This is a genomic window from Sphingomonas sp. CV7422 (assembly GCF_027945725.1).
In the GTDB taxonomy this organism is placed as follows: Bacteria; Pseudomonadota; Alphaproteobacteria; order Sphingomonadales; family Sphingomonadaceae; genus Sphingomonas; species Sphingomonas kyungheensis.
In genome coordinates, this window is record NZ_CP115900.1 from 1,175,738 (window position 1) to 1,194,086 (window position 18,349).

General features: G+C 69.4%; 18 protein-coding genes. 7 read left to right on the forward strand and 11 right to left on the reverse strand.

From position 1 onward, the window contains the following. Nucleotides 1–178: 178 nt before the first annotated feature. On the reverse strand, nucleotides 179–490 hold the full coding sequence (locus PBN85_RS05800; RefSeq protein WP_271300422.1) for a hypothetical protein: 312 nt from the start codon (nucleotides 488–490) through the stop codon (nucleotides 179–181). A gap of 403 nt (nucleotides 491–893) precedes the next feature. On the opposite strand from PBN85_RS05800, the gene PBN85_RS05805 reads away from it, so the two are divergent. Continuing rightward, the gene (locus tag PBN85_RS05805; RefSeq protein ID WP_271300423.1) at nucleotides 894–1,286 is read left to right on the forward strand and encodes a hypothetical protein; all 393 of its coding nucleotides are present in this window, start codon (nucleotides 894–896) and stop codon (nucleotides 1,284–1,286) included. A gap of 36 nt (nucleotides 1,287–1,322) precedes the next feature. Here PBN85_RS05805 and PBN85_RS05810 read toward each other — a convergent pair whose 3' ends face one another. Together PBN85_RS05810 and eno are read right to left on the reverse strand one after the other, a co-directional pair. Further along, nucleotides 1,323–1,646 carry an FtsB family cell division protein gene (locus PBN85_RS05810; protein ID WP_051583136.1) on the reverse strand — a complete coding sequence of 108 codons (324 nt, stop codon included), beginning with the start codon at nucleotides 1,644–1,646 and terminating at the stop codon, nucleotides 1,323–1,325. A gap of 32 nt (nucleotides 1,647–1,678) precedes the next feature. After that, complete coding sequence (gene eno, locus PBN85_RS05815; RefSeq protein WP_037530167.1) at nucleotides 1,679–2,956, reverse strand: phosphopyruvate hydratase; 1,278 nt, start codon at nucleotides 2,954–2,956, stop codon at nucleotides 1,679–1,681. Nucleotides 2,957–3,093: 137 nt separating this feature from the next. Between eno and PBN85_RS05820 the strand changes: the two genes are divergently transcribed. From PBN85_RS05820 to PBN85_RS05840, 5 genes are all read left to right on the forward strand, one after another. After that, the gene (locus tag PBN85_RS05820) at nucleotides 3,094–3,564 is read left to right on the forward strand and encodes a hypothetical protein (RefSeq protein ID WP_271300424.1); all 471 of its coding nucleotides are present in this window, start codon (nucleotides 3,094–3,096) and stop codon (nucleotides 3,562–3,564) included. 7 nt (nucleotides 3,565–3,571) lie between these two features. Then, the gene (locus PBN85_RS05825; RefSeq protein ID WP_271300425.1) at nucleotides 3,572–3,913 is read left to right on the forward strand and encodes a phage holin family protein; all 342 of its coding nucleotides are present in this window, start codon (nucleotides 3,572–3,574) and stop codon (nucleotides 3,911–3,913) included. Continuing rightward, on the forward strand, nucleotides 3,910–4,245 hold the full coding sequence (locus PBN85_RS05830; protein WP_271300426.1) for a DUF3618 domain-containing protein: 336 nt from the start codon (nucleotides 3,910–3,912) through the stop codon (nucleotides 4,243–4,245). The genes PBN85_RS05825 and PBN85_RS05830 overlap by 4 nt, the downstream gene beginning before the upstream one ends. A gap of 24 nt (nucleotides 4,246–4,269) precedes the next feature. Continuing rightward, a complete protein-coding gene (locus PBN85_RS05835) occupies nucleotides 4,270–4,653 on the forward strand; it encodes a hypothetical protein (RefSeq protein ID WP_051583137.1) in 384 nt (127 codons plus the stop codon). Between the two features lie 104 nt (nucleotides 4,654–4,757). Then, entirely contained in the window at nucleotides 4,758–4,988 is a 231-nt protein-coding gene (locus PBN85_RS05840; RefSeq protein ID WP_037530177.1) for a DUF4170 domain-containing protein, read from the forward strand. Between the two features lie 3 nt (nucleotides 4,989–4,991). Here the strand turns inward: PBN85_RS05840 and PBN85_RS05845 are convergent, their stop codons facing one another. The 4 genes from PBN85_RS05845 to map are packed head-to-tail and all read right to left on the reverse strand — an operon-like array spanning nucleotide 4,992 to nucleotide 8,953. Then, entirely contained in the window at nucleotides 4,992–6,311 is a 1,320-nt protein-coding gene (locus PBN85_RS05845; protein ID WP_271300427.1) for an ABC1 kinase family protein, read from the reverse strand. 13 nt (nucleotides 6,312–6,324) lie between these two features. Further along, on the reverse strand, nucleotides 6,325–7,389 hold the full coding sequence (locus tag PBN85_RS05850) for an SDR family oxidoreductase (RefSeq protein WP_271300428.1): 1,065 nt from the start codon (nucleotides 7,387–7,389) through the stop codon (nucleotides 6,325–6,327). A gap of 56 nt (nucleotides 7,390–7,445) precedes the next feature. Further along, the gene (locus tag PBN85_RS05855) at nucleotides 7,446–8,123 is read right to left on the reverse strand and encodes a GNAT family N-acetyltransferase (RefSeq protein WP_271300429.1); all 678 of its coding nucleotides are present in this window, start codon (nucleotides 8,121–8,123) and stop codon (nucleotides 7,446–7,448) included. A gap of 2 nt (nucleotides 8,124–8,125) precedes the next feature. Then, entirely contained in the window at nucleotides 8,126–8,953 is an 828-nt protein-coding gene (gene map, locus PBN85_RS05860) for a type I methionyl aminopeptidase (protein WP_271300430.1), read from the reverse strand. A 50-nt stretch (nucleotides 8,954–9,003) separates the two neighbouring features. On the opposite strand from map, the gene PBN85_RS05865 reads away from it, so the two are divergent. Next, complete coding sequence (locus PBN85_RS05865; RefSeq protein ID WP_037530190.1) at nucleotides 9,004–9,762, forward strand: competence/damage-inducible protein A; 759 nt, start codon at nucleotides 9,004–9,006, stop codon at nucleotides 9,760–9,762. Between the two features lie 292 nt (nucleotides 9,763–10,054). On the opposite strand, the gene PBN85_RS05870 is transcribed toward PBN85_RS05865, so the two are convergent. From PBN85_RS05870 to PBN85_RS05885, 4 genes are read right to left on the reverse strand one after another with little or no spacing between them, the layout of a single operon-like run. After that, the gene (locus tag PBN85_RS05870; protein WP_271300431.1) at nucleotides 10,055–11,965 is read right to left on the reverse strand and encodes an alpha-L-fucosidase; all 1,911 of its coding nucleotides are present in this window, start codon (nucleotides 11,963–11,965) and stop codon (nucleotides 10,055–10,057) included. Between the two features lie 23 nt (nucleotides 11,966–11,988). Then, entirely contained in the window at nucleotides 11,989–14,340 is a 2,352-nt protein-coding gene (locus tag PBN85_RS05875; RefSeq protein WP_271300432.1) for a GH92 family glycosyl hydrolase, read from the reverse strand. Further along, nucleotides 14,337–15,794 (reverse strand): glycoside hydrolase family 125 protein, encoded by a 1,458-nt coding sequence (locus PBN85_RS05880; protein ID WP_271300433.1) that lies wholly within the window; start codon nucleotides 15,792–15,794, stop codon nucleotides 14,337–14,339. Before PBN85_RS05880 ends, PBN85_RS05875 begins: the two co-directional genes overlap by 4 nt. Then, the gene (locus PBN85_RS05885) at nucleotides 15,791–18,337 is read right to left on the reverse strand and encodes a glycoside hydrolase family 3 C-terminal domain-containing protein (protein ID WP_271300434.1); all 2,547 of its coding nucleotides are present in this window, start codon (nucleotides 18,335–18,337) and stop codon (nucleotides 15,791–15,793) included. The genes PBN85_RS05880 and PBN85_RS05885 overlap by 4 nt, the downstream gene beginning before the upstream one ends. Between the last annotated feature and the right edge of the window lie 12 nt (nucleotides 18,338–18,349).

Consider the following 18,349-nt stretch of genomic DNA (forward strand, 5'->3'; position numbering starts at 1 on the left):
CTGACGCGTCCCAGCGCGCGATGGAGAGGATGCTATCGGGCGGCGCTCGCCGCGTCAATTTGCCCGACAAATCCACACGCCGGAATCCGGCGTCCAGAAGCCGGGATCGGGCCGAAAACCAGCCGCTGCCGGCCGCTCAACTCCGACAGAACCGGCCGCGGTCGCTCGGGACGATGGGTCAGGCGCGACCGCGCCGTGCCTCGGCCTGCCGTGCCGCAGCGATCGTGTCGACGACCAGCTCGTAGAAGGCGGGCGAATAGCCGGAGGCGAGGAAGGCCTTCACCTCGGCCGAGGCGATCGCATAGCCGCGCTTCCAGCTCAGCACCGCGATCCGGCGCAGCGCCTCCAGCTTGGGGTCGGCGAGCTGCGGGCTGATCCGCACGCCGAACACCAGCCCGAGCCAGCGCGTCAGCCGGCCCGGCTGCCGCAACGTCGACAGGCCGTCCTGCCGCGCGATGCCGATCACCGAGCGTTCGAGTTCCGTCAGCACGGGGCGCGGCTCCTCTATCGAAGCGGGGGCGGGAAGGGTGAGGGACGGGGCGGGCGTCGGCACAGGGGCGCTCACCCGCGCGTAACCGGCATTGCCCGGTTCGGCAAAAGCAAGAAAAGCCATGGCGTCACTCCCTTTTCGCATCCGCACGTCACCACGTCCGCATCCATGGCGATGCAGAGCTGTGACCGCGAATTGTTGCACCCCATTTGCCGCCGCGTCGCGGAAGGCATCCGGTACCCGATCGATGATAGCGTTTTCCGTCGCCCTCATCTTCTATACTGGTCGGTATAGAAGCGTGATTCCGTACCGTCAACGGCTTTTATACCGGTCGGTAGCAAAAAGTACGATGGGATATTCGGCGGTCGCAGGGCGTTGGCCCGGGACGACAGCAGGAGGTCCCATGTCCGATACGCCCCGCGACGCCAAGGTCGATCCCGAACGCGACCCCAGCGGCAACCCGTTCGACCGTCAGGACGGCAGCTTCGGTCAGGATTACCATATCGCCCGCGAGGAAGCGCTCGGCGCCAAGGCTCCGAGCGGCACCGTCGCCGCGCGCCCCTCCGATCCGGCCCCGCCGCGCGATCCGGCGATCCCGCCCGACAATGGCCGCCGGGCGAGCTTCGACCCGGCGACGGGCGAGGTGCACGGCAGCGGCTCGGGCGCGGGTGGCGGCAATCCCGGCGAGGATTTCGACGGCGATGCCGCGACCGGTGACGGGTATCCCGTCACCGGCGGCGAGGGACGGACCAAGGGCGCGGAGCGCGATCTCGGCCCCGGCCACGTGTCGGAATAGCCCGGCGCCCCGCCGCCGGTGAAGCGAGGCGGACCATCACTTGAGGGGCACGATCACCTCATCGGGGTGGGCGACGTTGAGCTCGCGCCGGACCATCTCGTCGACCATGTCGGGATTGGCATGGTCGGGATCGAGCAGGGCGACGCGGTTCTTGAGCACCGCGCGCTTCTGGTCAAGCGCGGCATATTGCTTCTCGCGTCGCATCAGCTGCTTCTTGTAGTCACCATAAGCGAGGATGCCGTTCGGGCCGAGCACGGCATAGGCGCCAAAGAACGCCATGATCGTCAGCCCGAGCGCGGGCAAGGCGGCACGCCGCATCGTCCGCTGGAATGCCGATTGCCTGTGTCCGCGCGCCGCCATGCCGTGCATCCTCGCTCGTCGTTCGTGCCCGATCAAGCCTTCAGAACGTCGCGACCGGCGTAACGTGCCGAATCGCCCAGCTCTTCCTCGATGCGGATGAGCTGGTTGTACTTGGCGAGCCGGTCCGACCGGGCCAGGCTGCCGGTCTTGATCTGGCCGCAGTTGGTGGCGACCGCGAGGTCGGCGATCGTCGCATCCTCGGTCTCGCCCGAACGATGGCTCATCACCGCGGTATAGCGCGCGCGCTGCGCCATGTTGACCGCTTCCAGCGTCTCGGTCAGCGTGCCGATCTGGTTGACCTTGACCAGCAGCGAATTGGCGTAGCCGCCGTCGATGCCGCGCTTCAGCCGCTTCGGGTTGGTGACGAACAGATCGTCGCCGACCAGCTGGACCGTGTCGCCGACGAGGTCGGTGAGCGCCTTCCAGCCCTCCCAATCGTCCTCGCTCATCCCGTCCTCGATCGAGAAAATCGGATAGCGGCGGGTCAGGTCGGCGAGATATTCGGCCATCGCGCCGCTCTCCAGCACCTTGCCCTCGCCGGAAATATTGTAGCGGCCGTCCTTGTAGAATTCGGTCGCGGCGCAATCGAGCGCGAGCATGACGTCGTCGCCGGGCGTGTAACCCGCCTTTTCGATGCTCTGCATGATGAAGCCCAGCGCCTCCTCGGTGCTGGCGATGTTCGGCGCGAAACCGCCCTCGTCGCCGATGCCGGTGGCGAGGCCCTTGTCGTGCAGCGCCTTCTTGAGCGTGTGGAAGATCTCCGAACCGCAGCGCACCGCCTCGACGATGTTCGCCGCGCCGACGGGAACGATCATGAACTCCTGGAAGTCGATCGGATTGTCGGCATGTTCGCCGCCGTTGATGATGTTCATCATCGGCACCGGCAGCACGTGCGCCGATACGCCGCCGACATATTTGTAGAGCGGCATGCCGCGCGCTTCCGCCGCGGCCTTGGCGGCGGCGAGGCTGACGCCGAGGATGGCGTTGGCGCCGAGCCGGCCCTTGTTCTCCGTGCCGTCGAGCTCGATCATCGCCGCGTCGAGATCCGCCTGATCCTCCGCGTCGAGGCCGAGCAGGGCTTCGACCAGCTCGCCGTTGACCGCCTCGACCGCATTGTCGACGCCCTTGCCGCCCCAGCGGCTCTTGTCGCCGTCGCGCTTCTCGACCGCCTCATGCGCGCCCGTCGAGGCGCCCGACGGCACCGCCGCACGTCCGAAGCTGCCGTCCTCCAGCAGCACGTCGACCTCGACCGTCGGGTTGCCGCGGCTGTCGAGGATCTGCCGGCCATGGATGTCGATGATTGCGGTCACGTAACGATGCTCCTACCTCTGGGGCGTGATGGGCGCGCTCTATCGTGCCGACCGTGTCGCGGCAATCTCCTCCACGGCGAGGGAACCGCGCCGGACGGGCCGGGGTTGAGCGTTGCGAACACAGGAAAGGGCGATCCATGGCCGATACCGATTTCACCACCGTTTCCGCCACCGACGCCGGTGCCACTACCACCGACGCCGCCGATCCGGCCGCCGCGCCGGCGAGCACGACCGAACAGGCCAAGCAGACGGTGAAAGACTATTCGTCGAAATATGGCGCGCAGGCGACCGACCGGATCCGCACCTTCGCCGATACCGGCAAGGAACGGGCGGTGGGCGGTCTCGACCAGCTGTCGCAGCTGATCAACGACGCGGCGGGGCAGGTCGATGACAAGCTCGGCGCGCAATACGGCGATTACGCCCGCACCGCCGCCGGTACCGTCTCGGGCTTTGCCGAGCAGCTCAAGGCGAAGGACGTCGAGGAGCTGCTCGAAGAGGCACGCGAGTTCGTCCGCAAGAGCCCCGGCGTCGCCGTCGGCGTCGCGGCGGCGCTCGGCTTCGCGCTCGCCCGCCTCGTCCAGTCCGGCATCGACAGCAACAAGGCCTGATCGCACGATGGCGACGACCCAGCCGGTCACCGAGGACGAAAGCATCCCGACGTTGCTGTCGCAGCTCGTCGACGATGCGCGTGGCCTCGCCAGCGCGGAGATCGCGCTGGTCAAGGCGCGCGTCGGTGAACGCGCCAGTGCCTATCGCAACGCGGCGATCTTCTTCGTCGCGGCGGCGGTGCTGGCGCTCGCCGGTCTCATCACCCTGCTCGTCGGGCTGATCCTCAGCCTGGCAACGCTGATCGGCCCCGGGCTCGCCACCGCCGCGGTGGTGATCGCGGTGTTCGCGATCGCCGGTGTGCTTGCGATCATCGGCAAGGGCCGGCTGGCGCCGGGCACCGCGCGATGAGCGCTCCCGAACCCTCGCTGCGTCTCGCGACGGCCGAAGCCGAGGCAGCGGCGGCACGCGCGCGGCTCAACGCCACGCTGGGGCGGCTGCAGGTCCGGCTCAACCCGCGCACGCTCGCGCTGCAGGCGGCGCGTGAGATCACCGACAAGAGCGGTGCCGCGGCGCAGGCCAGTCTCAACACCGCGGTGCGCAATCCGGGTGCCGTCGCCGGCGCCACTGCGGTCGCCGGCCTGTTCCTCGCCCGTCACCGTATCGCGGCGCTGTTTCGCCGCAAGCCCAAGCACAAGCCGGGCCACCGCGACCATGAACCCGGTCTCGGCCCGCAGGACTGACCCCGTTCGCAAAAGGATAGCCCCATGACCGACAGCCACGACATCCACGCCCGTATCGACGACGCCAAGCATGTCGCCAGCGATGCCGCACGCCGCACCGCCGATGCGGTCGAGCATAATCCGCTGGCGATCGTCGCCGGCGGCCTCGCCATCGGCGCGCTCGCCGGCGCGCTGATCCCGCGTTCGGCGAAGGAGAAGGAATTGCTCGCTCCGCTCGGCCGGACGCTCGGCGAGCGGGCACGCGGCGCCGTGCAGGCGGCGCGCGAGGCCGGTGCCAGCGAGCTGCAGAATGCCGGCCTGTCCAAGGATGCCGCCAAGGATCAGGTCAAGTCGCTGTTCCAGGGCATCGCCAAGGCCGCCTCGACCGCCGGCTCCGCCGCGGTGAAGACGGCCGCCAACAAGGCGTGATACCGGCGCGACGCCGCCGTTCGCGCGGCGGTGTCGCGGGGGTTCAATAGTGCGGCGCAACAGGCTAGGGCGCTGGGCTTGACCCTCACACCCGGGATACGCGCATGAGCAAGCTTCACCTCGTCTTCGGCGGCCGCGTCAAAGACCCCCGTACCCTCGAGTTCGCCGATCCGTCGCAGCTCGAGATCGTCGGCATCTACGCCGATTATGCCAGCGCCGAAAAGGCGTGGCGCGCCCATGCGCAGCGCACCGTCGACGATGCGGAGATGAAGTTCGTCGTCGTCCACCTCCACCGCCTGCTGGAACCCGAACTGCTCGCCCCGCCGGCGGCGTAATCGTCAGACCCGTCCGGCGACCATCGCCCTGATGTCGACCCGTGCCTTCAGCCGGGCGGCGAGCAGGGCGGTGCCGCTGATCTTGCGCTGGACGAACAAGGTGTCGGCGGGGGGCAGATGCCAGGTCGCACGGTCGCGTGCCATCTCGATCCCCTGTTCGCGCACGACGCCGACGAAGGCGCGGTCGCCGAAGTCGAACGGGCCGGGGCGGTTGAGTTCGCCGAGGATCACGTCGATCATCGCATCGACCAGCGGACGATGCCGCGCCGCCGCCGCCTCGCCGAGGAAGCCCGCCGCGATCGCCGCCGCGCGCACCGCGTCGCGCTCGCCCGACAGGCCGGCGGCGAGCAGCCGGCGATAGCCCGCCGCCGTCGCCGGCGCGACCGGTCGGGCCGCGCCGAAATCGAGCAGCACGATCCGGCCCGTCTCGGGCTGCCAGCGGTAATTGGCGAAATTGGGGTCGGTCTGCATCAGCCCCCAGTCGAGCAGCTCACGCAGCACCAGTGCGATCAGGCTGTGCATCGCATCGTCGCGCACCGATTGGTCCGCCGTCTCCAGCGTCTCGATCGGCACGCCTGCGACATAGCTCATCGCCAGGACATTGGGGGTGGTGAGGTCGGGATCGAGTTCGGGTACGACGAACGCCGGCTCGCCCGCGAGCAGGTCGCGATAGCGCGTCATCATCGCGCCCTCGCGCAGATAATCCGCCTCCTCGTGCAGCTGCCGCTTCGCCTCGTCGAGCAGCGGCGCGATGTCGAGTTCCTTGGGCAGCAGGCCAGAGACGCGCAGTAGGGTCGCGACATTGTCGACATCGGCGTCGATGCTCTGCATCACGCCGGGATATTGTACCTTGATCGCCAGTTCGCGGCCGTCGGGCAGGTGGGCGCGATGGACCTGACCGATCGAGGCGGCGGCGATGGGATGCGCCTGGAAATGCGCGAAGCGCCGTCGCCAGTCGCGCCCCCAGGCGGCGGTGAGCACCGTGTTGAGCTGCGGCGGCGGCATATGGTGCGCGTCGTTGCGTAGTCGGGACAGGATCGTCGCGAGTTCGGGCGGCAGCATGTCGCCCGCATCCATCGAGATCATCTGGCCGAGCTTCATCGCCGCGCCGCGCAGATGCGCGAGCTGATCGGCGACGCGGGTCGCATTGGCGGGGGTGAGCAGCAGATCGCCCATCCGCGGCCGCTCACCCGCCGCCAGCCGCCGCGCGCCCTCGGCGACGACGCCGCCACCGACCCCCGCGGCAAGCCGCCCGAAGGCGCCGAGCCGCGACAGCCGGCCGCTCGGCACCGCACGGCCCTTGTCGGATCGCTCGTCGTTCATCGGCGTGGTGCCGTCACGGGATCAACCGGTCGGCGCGCAGCCGCTCGAACAGGGCGAAGAAGGCGTCGTCGGTCGGCTGATAGGCGGTGAAGCCCAGCTTGCGGCTCTTCGACATGTCGGTGACGACTTCGATCGGCCGGCCGAGGTCGGCGTCGGTGTGCCACGGCGAGGCGAGGCGGGCGAGGTCGGGCTCAGCCAGTCCCTCGCGCGTCGCGATCTCGCGCCACAGGTTCGCGTCGTCCGCCATCTGCTGTTCGAGCGGCATCACCGTCCCGTCGAACGGCGCAACTTCCACGCCGAACCAGTCGGCGATCCGCTGCCACATCCAGCTCCAGCGGAAGACATCGCCGTTGACGATATTGAACGCCTCGTTCGCCGCTGCCGGCGTGGTCGCCGCCCACAGCAGATGCCGGGCGAGCTGGCCGGCGTCGGTCATGTCGGTGAGGCCGTTCCACTGCGCCGCTGATCCGGGGAAGCGGAACGGTCGCCCCGTCTCGCGGCACATGGTCGCATAGACCGCGAGCGTCGTGCCCATGTTCATCGCATTGCCGACCGCCTTGCCGATCACCGTATGCGGACGGTGGACGCTCCAGCTGAACCCGTCGCGTTCCGCCGCGGCGAACACCTCGTCCTCCTGGGCGTAATAGAAATTCTCGACATCGAGCCGGCCCTGTTCCTCGCGGAACGGCGTCTGCGGCAGCGTGCCTTTGCCATAGGCCTCGAACGGCCCGAGATAATGTTTGAGGCCGGTGACGAGCGCGACATGGCGCGCCGCGCCGTCATTGGCGCGCAGCCCGTCGAGCAGGTTGCGGACCATCGTCGCATTGACGCGGATATTCTCCGCCTCGCTGTCCTGCCGCAGCCAGGTGGTGATGAACACGGCATCGGGCCGCAGCCCGGCCAGCGCGGTGGCGGTACCCGCCGCGTCGAGCAGGTCGGCGGCGACCGGGGTCACACCCTGCTGTTCGCCGGGACGACGGGCGAGGCCATGGACCTGCCAGCCCTGTTCGACGAGCAGCGCGGCGGTAGCGCTGCCGACGATTCCGCTCGCGCCGACGATCAATGCCTGTTTGGTCATGCTAAGCCTTTGATAGAACAGGCCGCTGCCAACGCAGGGGGACTGCCAAGGGTCCGTCAGACGCGGGCGAACAGATGGAAACGCAGCGTTGCACGCGGCGTAAAGCCGAGCCGGCGATAGAGCGCGATCGCGCCGTCATTGTCGGCATAACTGGTCAGGAACGGCACGTCGCCCGCCGCGCGGATCGCCGTCGCGACGCTGGCGATCAGGCGCGCCGCTTTGCCGCCGCCCCGATGATCGGGATGGGTGCAGACGCCGCTGATCTCGCGAAAGCCGGGAAGCGCGAGCCGCGTCCCGGCCATTGCCACCAGCCGGCCGCCGCTGCGCATGCCGACGAAGCCGCCGAACCGGTGCGTCCGCCGGAAGAAGGGGCCGGGACGGGTGAGGGTGGCAAGGGCGAGCATCTCGGCGGCATCGTCCTCGCCCAACGGCAGGATCCCGGCATCGTCGGCCGCCGCCACGGGGGTTTCCGCTATCATCTGGAGGCAGGCGGCGCGGCTGGTGCAGTGAAAGCCGGGCAGGGTCGCAGCCGGCGCGACTTCGATCAAGCCGATCGTCTCGCCCGGCGCGACCAGTGCGGCCAGCGCCGCGCCGTTCGATCGGCCGCCGGGCGCCAGTGCCGCAAACAGGCCATGGTCGGGATCGATCCGCCGCGCCTCGCCGTCGCCGCTCGCCAGCGGCGCCAGCCGGGTCGTCAGCGCATGCCAGACCGGCGCGTCAAGCGGATGCGACACGCTCAGCCATAAGGTGGCTGGTGATAGCCGGCGGGGGAGGTGGTGAAGATCTCGCAGCCGTCCTCGGTGATGCCGATCGAATGTTCGAACTGCGCCGACAGCGAGCGGTCGCGCGTCACCGCGGTCCAGCCGTCGTCGAGCAGCTTGACGTCGGGGCGGCCGATATTGATCATCGGTTCGATCGTGAAGATCATCCCGGGCTTGAGCTCGGGGCCGGTGCCCGGCTTGCCGACATGCACCACCTCGGGCGCGTCGTGGAACAGCCGGCCGAGGCCATGGCCGCAGAAGTCGCGCACGACGCCATAGCGATGCTTTTCCGCATGGCGCTGGATCGCATTGGCGACATCGCCCATGTGGTTGCCGGGCCGCGCCTGTTCGATGCCGAGCATCAGGCATTCATAGGTCACCTCGACCAGCCGCCGCGCCTTCAACGGCACCTCGCCGATCAGGTACATGCGGCTCGAATCGCCATGCCAGCCATCGACGATCGGCGTCACGTCGACATTGACGATGTCGCCCGACTTAAGCGTCTTGTCCGACGGGATGCCGTGGCAGACGACGTGGTTGATCGAGATGCACGTCGAATGCGTGTAACCGCGATAACCGAGCGTCGCCGGTACGCCGTCGCGCGCGACGATGAAGTCGTAGATCAGCCGGTCGAGCTCCGCGGTGGTGACGCCCGGCACCATATGGGGCACGAGCATGTCGAGCGTCTCGGCGGCGAGCCGGCCTGCCTTGTGCATCCCGGCGAAGGCGGCCGGGCCGTGCAATTTGATCGCGCCGGTGCGGCCTTCGGGAGCGTCGGAGGTAACGGTCACATATTCGGTCATCGCCGCGATATAGCGTGGTCGCCGCGATTTTGCGAGGCTATGACCGGGGGATGGAGCAGGAACGTATCTGGACCGCCGCGCTGGTCGTGATCGGGGATGAAATCCTCTCCGGCCGGACGCAGGACAAGAATATCGCGCAGCTGGCAAGCTGGCTCAACGTCCAGGGCATCCGCCTTGCCGAGGTGCGCGTCGTGCCGGATCGCGAGCCGGCGATCGTCGAGGCGGTCAACATCCTGCGCGCGCGCAACGACTATCTCTTCACCACCGGCGGCATCGGCCCGACGCATGACGACATCACCGTCGACGCGATCGCCGCGGCGCTGGGCGTGGCGGTCGAGCACCATCCCGAAGCGATGGCGACGCTCGAAGCCTATTATGCGACGCGCGGCGGACTGACCGAGACGCGGGCGCGCATGGCGCGGGTGCCGGCGGGGGCGGGCCTCATCCCCAATCGCGTGTCGGGTGCGCCGGGTATCCGGGTCGGCAACATCTTCATCATGGCCGGCGTACCGCATATCACCGCCGGCATGCTCGACGCGCTGACCGGGACGCTGGAAGGGGGCCGGCCGGTGGTGTCGGGCACGATCGGCTGCTGGGTCGCCGAGAGCGAGGTCGCCGATCTGCTGCGCGACTCGGAGAAGGCGCATGCGGGCGTCTCGATCGGGTCCTACCCCTTCTTCCGCGACGGGCGGACGGGGGCCAATTTCGTCGTGCGCAGTGCAGACGCGGATCTGGTCGCGCAATGCGTCGCCGATCTGACGCAGGCGCTCGAGGCGGGCGGGCGAACGGTGACGGTCGGCGGGATCTGAGCGGGCGCGCCGCGTCTCGCGGTGGCGGTGCCGTGTCGGTCGAGCAATCGGCCTCGTCGCGCCGATGTAGGTGCTCACGGAATTCTCACCTCGGCGTACACCAGTATTCCCGCGCAAGCGGAACTCCAGTGGCCAAGCAGGGCGAGATCTGGCGGCAGGAAGAACTGGGCTCCCGCCTTGGCGGGAGCCCTGGTGCGCTTTACCGGAAGCCTCGCACACGCAGAGAATAGCGGTCAAATCTTCGGGACTGCTGCGCGTAATGCCCTGCCGCTGCCCATGAGCCCGCCCCGCTTCACCCGCTGAACGCCCCGACATCGGCGATCGCCAGCTTCGCCGCCGGCACCGCGGTCGCCGGGAAGCTCAGCCGCAGGAAGCGCAGCTCGCGCGGCGCGGCGAACGGGATACGCTGCGTCGCCAGCGCATAAGCGATGTTCTGGAACTCGCCTTCACCGGCGTCGGTCCAGTGCGTGCCGTCGAGGCTGGTTTCGGCATGATAGCCGCGCGGCGGCGCGCTGGCGGTGTCCGGGTGCCGCCATGGCGTCAGGCTGAACCCGGCGACGGTCTGCGCGCGGCCGAGATCGAGCGTCACGCTTGCCGGCGTCGCGGCGGGGGCGGGTTGCGACCAGATCGTGTCGCCATTGCCGTCGAGCAAAGCTTCGGCGCCCGGCGCGCTCGCCGTGACGACCTTCCAGCCGCGCGGTGACAGGGCGGTAGCATCGGCGACGCGCGGGGCGGCGACGGCGACCGGCGCGACGCTGTGGAACAGCGCGACTTCGCTGATCGCCGGGCAGGCGGGGGCGTCGAGGATCACCAGCCGCAGCCGGCGCGCGTCGATCGGCCGGGGCAGGCGGATGATCCGCTGCGCGCCGATGCAGCTCTTTTCGGCGAGCCGCTGCCAGCGGCCGCCGACCTCCGCCTCGACCGCGAAGCGGGTGACGCGGACGCCGAGCAGCAGAAATTCGCGCAACCGGATAAGGTCGAAGCGGCGGCCCGGCGGCAGGTCGAGCGTCAGCGTCGGCGTGGTGATGCCGTCGGGGGTCGACCAATAGCTGTCACGATCGCCGTCGAGGACCTTGGCGGGGGCGAAGGCCGCGCCGCGCGTCGCGCTCGCCGAAGCGACCGCGCCCTGTGCGAGATCCTTGGCAAAGCTCGCCTCCAGCGCCGCGCCGAAGCTCTTGAGCACCGCGACGTCGTGATCGGGGATGCGACCGCGCCGGTCGGGCGGCAGATTGAGGTTGAGGTTGGTGCCCCGCCCGATCGATTCGTCGTGCAGCCGGATCAGCCGCTCCGGCGTCTTCACTGCGCCGTCCTCGTCGGGATGGTAGAACCAGCCGGGCCGGATCGACACGTCGGTCTCCGCCGGCCACCACAGGGAACCGCCGCGGACGCCGCTGTTGCCCTCGCTTTGCACATAGGGATGATCGGGCATCGTCGGCCAGCAGGGATCGCCGGCGACGCCATCCTCGTTGCCGACCCAACGGATGTCCGCGCCGAGCGGATCGAAGGTGCAGGCCATCGGCTGATGCTGGTGGACGAGCGCGATGATCGACGGCCAGTTATAATATTTGGGCGCATCGATCTTCCGCGTCTCGCGGGCGCCGCCATAATAGCCGTCGCCGCCATTGGCGCCGTCGAACCAGAATTCGAACAATTCGCCATAGCGGGTGCACAGCTCGACCACCTGCTTGCGGTAATAGTCGATATAGGCGGGGCGGCCGTATTCGGGATGATTGCGGTCCCAGGGCGACAGATACAGGCCGAACGACAGGCCGGCGCGGCGCGTCGCCTGTTCCATTTCGCGGACGATATCGCCCTTGCCGTTCTTGTAGGGGCTGTTGCGGATGCAATGTTCGGTCAGCTGCGTCGGCCACAGGCAGAAACCGTCGTGATGCTTGGCGGTGAGGATGATGCCGCGCATCCCGCCGGCCTTGGCGGCGGCGACGATCTGGTCCGGCGCGAAGTCGGTCGGGTTGAACAGCGCCGGGCTCTCGTCGCCATAGCCCCATTCGCGATTGGTGAAGGTGTTGATCGAGAAATGGACGAAGGCGTAGCGTTCGCGGCGATGCCAGGCGAGCTGGCGCGGCGAGGGTGTCGCACCATAGGGCTTGGGCGTACCGGCCGTGGAGGCGGGCGCGGCGAGCGCGGGCATGGCGGTGGCGGCGAGGCCGGTGGCGAGGATGGTACGGCGGCTGAGGTCGGTCACGAAACTCTCCGATTGGATGGCGGTCAGGCGCTGGCAGCGCGGCCGTGCGATGGCGGCCGGTCGGCCTTGGCGGCACCGAAGGCCGTGTTGGGCATCGCGCTCATCGTGAAGCTGAGGCGGCCGCCCTGCATCAGCTCGGCATGGCTGATCCACGACTTGGTCCACGGCCGGCCGTTGAACGTCACCGCGCGGATATACGGCGTGTCGGCGCGGTTGCCCGGCGCCTCGATCGTCAGGCTCTTGCCGCCAGGCAGGCGCAACTCGGCGCGTTCGAACAGGGGCGAGCCGAAGACATAGACCGCCTCGACCGGATCGACCGGATAGAAGCCGAGCGACGACAGCACGAACCACGCGCTCATCTGCCCGCAATCGTCGTTGCCGATGATCCCGTCGGGGTCGTTCTTGTACATTTCGGTGCACAGGCGCCGCACCATCGCCTGCGTCTTCCACGCCGCGCCGGCATAGACGTAGAGATAGGCGACGTGATGGTTGGGCTCGTTGCCATGCGCATATTGGCCGACGAGGCCGCTGATGTCGGGCGGCGCATTGGCCGGCAGCGTCGACGGCGCGGTGAACAGCGCGTCGAGCCGCGCCTCGAACCTCGCATCGCCGCCCATATGGTCGATCAGGCCATAGACGTCATGCTGGTTGAGGAAGGTCGCCTGCCAGCCGTTCGCCTCGGTATAGTCGCGCCACCACGGCTTGGGCATATGGCCGAGCTGGACGGGATCATAGGGCGACCACCACTGGCCGTTGGCGAAGCGCGGCTTGGCGAAGCCCGCCTTGCCGTCGATGACGTTGCGCCAGTTGCCCGACCGCTTGAGCAGCCGGTCCGCCGCGGCGCCCTCCCCCGCCGCGCGGGCGAGGTGCGCCGAGGCCCAGTCGTCATAGGCATATTCCTGCGTCCGGCTGACGCTTTCGAACCAGACGTCGGCGGGGACATAGCCCTTGGCGTCATAGACGTCGCGGCCCTTGCTGTTGTCGAGGTCGGGCGCGGTGAAGTCGAAGCTGCGCTTGGCGATCGCCGGCCAGGCGGCGGCATAATCGGCGGCGATCCCCTTGGCCTGCGCCTCGGCGAGGACCGATACCGCGTGCCAGCCGATCATCGTCCCCGTCTCGACCCCCTGCAACGGCCAGACCGGCGGGCCGTAGACGCTCTGCTGCGTCTGGCGGATCAGGTCGTGGACCAGCGCCTGCGCCTGATCGGGGGCGACGATGGTGAGCAGCGGATGCAGCGCGCGATAGGTGTCCCACAGCGAATAGCTGCTGTACGCGCGCTCGCCCGCGCCGAGCCGGTGCGGCTTGCGGTCGAGCCCGATGTAGCGGCCGTCGACATCGGAGAAGAGCGTCGGCGCGAGCAGCGCATGATACAGCGCGGAGGCGAAGATGACGCGCTGATCGGCGCTGCCGCCGGCGATGCGCACGCCGGCGAAGGCCTCTGCCCAGCGGTCCTGCGCGGCGCGGCGCACCGCGTCGAAATCCCAGCTCTTGCCCTCGGCGGCGAGGTTGGCGCGCGCACCGGCGACGTCGACGCCCGAAATGCCGCAACGGACCAAAATCGGTGCCCCGCCGGCATCGTCATAATGGAGCACCGCCTTCAGCCGGTTGCCCCGCACTGCGCGCGCGCCGGCGGGTTGGCCGGCATCGCCGTCGCCATAGAGCGTGACGCGGCTCGGCGTGCGCGAGGTCTGGAGCGCGAAATGGATATGCCGCCCCTTCGCCCAGCGGTTGACGGTGCGGCTCCCGGTCAGCGTGCCGTCGGCGTCGAGCGTCAGGCTCGCGTCGGTGATCAGCGGCGGCTGGTCGCTCTTGTCGAGGACGAGATGCGACAGGTCGATCAGGATATGCCCCGCACCCGCGGGGAAGGTATAGCGGTGATAGCCGGTCCGTTCGGTGACGGTCAGCTCGGCGCGCACGCCGCTTTCCAGCGCAACGCGATAATAGCCGGGCTCGGCCTGTTCGGCGGTGAACCGCTGGCGGTAGCCGGCATCGGGATCGGCGAGCGGCCCCGGCAGCAATTCGACCTTGCCGCCCGTTTTCGTGCCGGCCGTCGGCACCACCAGCACGTCGAGCATGTCGCCGATGCCGGTGCCCGACAGATGGGTATGGCTGAACCCCATGATCGACGTATCGTCGCGGTGATAGCCGGAGCAGGCGTCCCATCGCTCGACATCGGTGTCGGGGCTGAGCTGAACCATGCCGAACGGCAAAGTCGCGCCGGGATAGGTATGGCCGTGGCCGCCGGTACCGACGAACAGATTGGCCTTGGCCGGCGCGGGCGCCGCGGCGAGGGCCGGCAACGGCAGGGCGAGCGGCAGGCCGGCGGCGGCGGTGCCGGCGAGCAGCGCACGGCGGGAAAGGGTGCGATCGGTCATAGGGGCGCCTTGAGCAATGCGGGCCGGGTCGCGGCGAGATGGAGGATGAGTTCCGCGAACAGGCCATTCGCCCAGGCGAACCAGGCGCGGGTGAATTTGGCGGGATCGTCCTGGTCGAAGCTTTCGTGGATGAAGCCGGTGCCGCCGTCGGTATCGCGCAGGCTGCGCAGCGCGGCGCGGATCGTCGCGTCGTCGGTCGCGGAAAGCGCGCGGATAGTCAGCGACATCGGCCAGATCTGGCCCGCACCGACATGCGGGCCGCCGATGCCCTCGCCGGCGCGGCCGCGGAAGAACCACGGATTGGCCGCGCTCCAGCACGCGGCCTGCGTCCGCCGCCACAGCGGATCGGCCGAGTCGACGCAGCCGAGATAGCCGAGCCCCGACAGCGACGGCACGTTGGCGTCGTCCATGAAGATGGCGTTGCCGAAGCCGTCGACCTCATAGGCCCAGACCTCGCTGCCGTCGCGCAGCCGCATCGTCCCATAGGCCTTGAGCGCCGCCTCGACCTCCGCCGCCAGCGCGGTGGCGGCGGCGGCGAGGGCGGCATCGTGCCGCGCCTCGTTGGCGACGACGGCGAGTTCGCGCAGCGCCGTGACCGCGAACAGATTGCTCGGGATCAGGAAGGGATAGAGGCAGGCATCGTCCGACGGGCGGAAGCCCGAATGGATCAGCCCGACCGGCCGCGTCGGATGGCCGTGACCCCAGAGCAACGTCTCGGTCGGCTGCGGCGCGGAGCGGCGGAAGCTGTACGGGCCGGGGCCGTCCTTCCTCTGCTGTTCGCGGAAGGTGCGGATGCTCGCGCGCGCGGCCTCCGCCCAGGTCGCGTCGAAGGGCGCGGCATCGCCGGTCGCGCGCCAGTATCCATGCGCGAGCCGCATCGGATAGCAGAGCGAGTCGATCTCCCACTTCCGTTCGGCGACGCCCGGCTTCATCTCCGTCTCGTCCTTCTGCGACCATTCGAGGTTCGACCTGGCGGTCGGGTCCTCCATGAAGGCGTTGGCATAGGGATCGATCAGGATGCAGCGCGCCTGCCGGGCGATCAGGCCGCCGATCAGTCGGCGCAGCTCGGGCGCCTTGCGGGCAAGGTGGAGATAGGGCTTCACCTGCGCCGACGAATCGCGCAGCCACAGGCAGGGGATGTCGCCGGTGATGACGAAGCTGTCCGGCTTGCCGTCCACCGTGCCGACCTGCGTCACCGTTGTGTCGAGCGTGTTCGGATAGCAATTGCCGAACATCCAGCGCAGCTTGTCGTCACCGATCCGGCCGGCGACGCGGACCAGCTCGCGCTCCACCGCGGGGCTGGTGAAGCGCCGGTCGGCCGGCGCCGGTCGTTTCGACGGCAGGGATGCGGCGAAGGCCGGCGTCGCCAGCCCCGCGGCGGCCACGACCCCGCCGGCGAGCACGCTGCGGCGGGGCAGGGCGATGTCGCCCGCGGCACGGAGTTCTCCGCTCATTTCGGCAGCTCCATGTCCGTCCCCGTCACGGTGAAGTCGAACCATTGCCCCGCGCCGTCACCCGGCTGACCACCGCCGACGTAGAGCCGGTAGGCGCCGGGGACGACGTGGCGGCGGCCGTCGCGATCGACGATGCTCATGCCGCGCGGATCGATCGTGAAGCGCACATTGCTGCTGCGCCCGCGCGCGACGGCGATGCGGCGGAAGCCGACGAGCTGGCGTTGCAGCACCGCGTCATTGCCGCCGAGGCCGGTTCCTGCCGGCGGGACGAGATAGGCCTGCACCACCTCCTCGCCGTCGCGCGCGCCGCTGTTCGTCACCATCGTGTCGATCGTCAGCGTGCCGCCCGCCGCGACTGATGCGGCGCCGCGCGGTGCCGCATAGCCGAAGCGCGTGTAGCTGAGGCCATGGCCGAAGCCCCACAGCGGCGTGCCGGTGAAATAGCGATAGGTGCGCTCCTTCATGTTGTAATCGGTGAAGGCGGGCAGGTCGGCGGTGGTGCGGTACAGCGTCACCGGCAGGCGCCCGGCGGGATTGGTCGCCCCCGACAGCACGTCGGCGAGCGCGGTGCCGCCCGCCTCGCCGCCATACCAATTGGCGAGGATCGCATCGGCGGCGGCGGGATCGACCGCCACCGCGCTGCCGCTGGTCAGCACCAGGACGATCGGCTTGCCCGTCGCCTTGAGCGCGGCGAGCAGCCGCAGCTGCGGCTCGGGCAGAGCGATGTCGGTCCGGTCGCCGCCGACGAAGCCGGGGACGGAGACGGAGAGCGCCTCGCCTTCCAGATCGGGCGACAGGCCGGCGACCACCACCGCGACGTCGGACTGGCGCGCCGCCTCGACCGCCTGCGCGAGCAACGGCTCGGCGGGCGGCAGCCACAACAGACGGAAGCTGTCGTCCTCCGACCGATGGTCGAGCCGGATGTCGATCGGCTGCGGCGTGCCGTCGCTGTCGATGACGAGGTCGACGCGGCCCTTGGGCAGATCGCCGTCGTGCAGCGTCTTGCCGCCGAGCGTCAGCGTCGCGCGGTCGTGGACCGTGCAATCCTTCCAGCATTGCGTCTGGTCGAGGATCAGATGGTAGCGGCCGGGCGCGGGCGGCACGAACTCGCCGGTCCAGCGCGCGGTATAGCCGATCGCGGGCAGGCCGGGCGCGGGCGGCGCGCGGTTGACGTCGAGGTCGATGCGACGGTCCTGCCGCACGGTCGGTGCGCCGCTGCCGCCGGTATAGGTGGCGCGCAGGCCGGGCTTGCCGTCGGCGCGCAGCGCGGTCTCCGGCACGACGATCGCCGAGCTTTCGGCGAGCAGCGAGCCTTGCGCATAACGGACATTGGCGGCGCCGAAACGCTGGCGAAGGCCTTCGAGCGGCGTCACCGGGTGCATCGCCGTGCCGTGGTAATTGCCCTGCAGCACGCCGAGATCGTCGGCATTGGCGCCGATCACCGCGATCCGGCTCCCGGCGGCGAGCGGCAGGCGCGCGTTGGTATTCTGCAACAGCACGATCGCCTTGCGTGCCGCCTCCAGCGCGACGGCATGATGCGCGGGCGTCGCCAGCTCGCTGGGCTTGATGCTCGCCCAGGGGCTGGTGCCCCCGTAAGCGATGCCGAGCGCGCGGCGGGCGCGCAGCGCGCGGGTCAGCGCGGTATCGACCTCCGCCTGGGTGACGAGGCCCTTGGCGAGCGCTTCGGGCAAGGCGGCATAGGCCGTACCGCAATTGATGTCGGTCCCGCCACGGATGCCCGCCGCCGCCGCGCCGGCCGCGTCGAGCCGGTAATGATGGTAGATCGAGATGTTCGACACCGCGTCGCAGTCCGAGACGGTGAAGCCGGCGAAGCCCCAGTCGTGGCGCAGGCGATCGTTCATCAGCCACGAGGCGGCGCAGGCCGGCACGCCGTGGATGCTGTTATAGGCACACATCAGCGACTGTGCCTTGCCCTCGGTGATCGCGCGGCGGAAGGCGGGAAGATAGGTCGCCTCGAGATCGCGCGGGCTGACGTCGACGTCGAAACTGTCGCGTCCCGCCTCGGGGCCGCTGTGCACCGCGAAATGCTTGGGTGTCGCGACGACGCGCGGGTGCCGGGGGTCGGGGCCTTGCAGGCCGGTGATGAAGCCGACGCCGAGCGACCCGGTCAGATAGGGATCCTCGCCATAGGTTTCCTGCCCGCGGCCCCAGCGCGGATCACGGAAGATGTTGATGTTGGGCGACCAGATCGTCAGCCCCTGATAGATGCGGCGATCCGCGGCGGCGGGTTGCGCGTTGAACTTGGCGCGCGCCTCGGTGCTGACGACGGTGCCGACCTTGTTCATCAGATCGACGTCCCAGGTCGCGGCAAGGCCGATCGCCTGCGGGAAGACCGTGGCATAGCCATCGCGCGCGAGGCCGTGCAGCCCTTCGTTCCACCAGTCATAGGCGGGCAAGCCCGCGGCGGCGTCGGCGGGCGCGGTGCTCTGCAATTGCGCGGCCTTGCGCTCGGGCGACATCGCCGCGACGCTCGCGGCGACCGGATCGGCGGCCTGGGCGAGCAGGAGGAGGGCGGGGATCATAAGGTCGCTCCG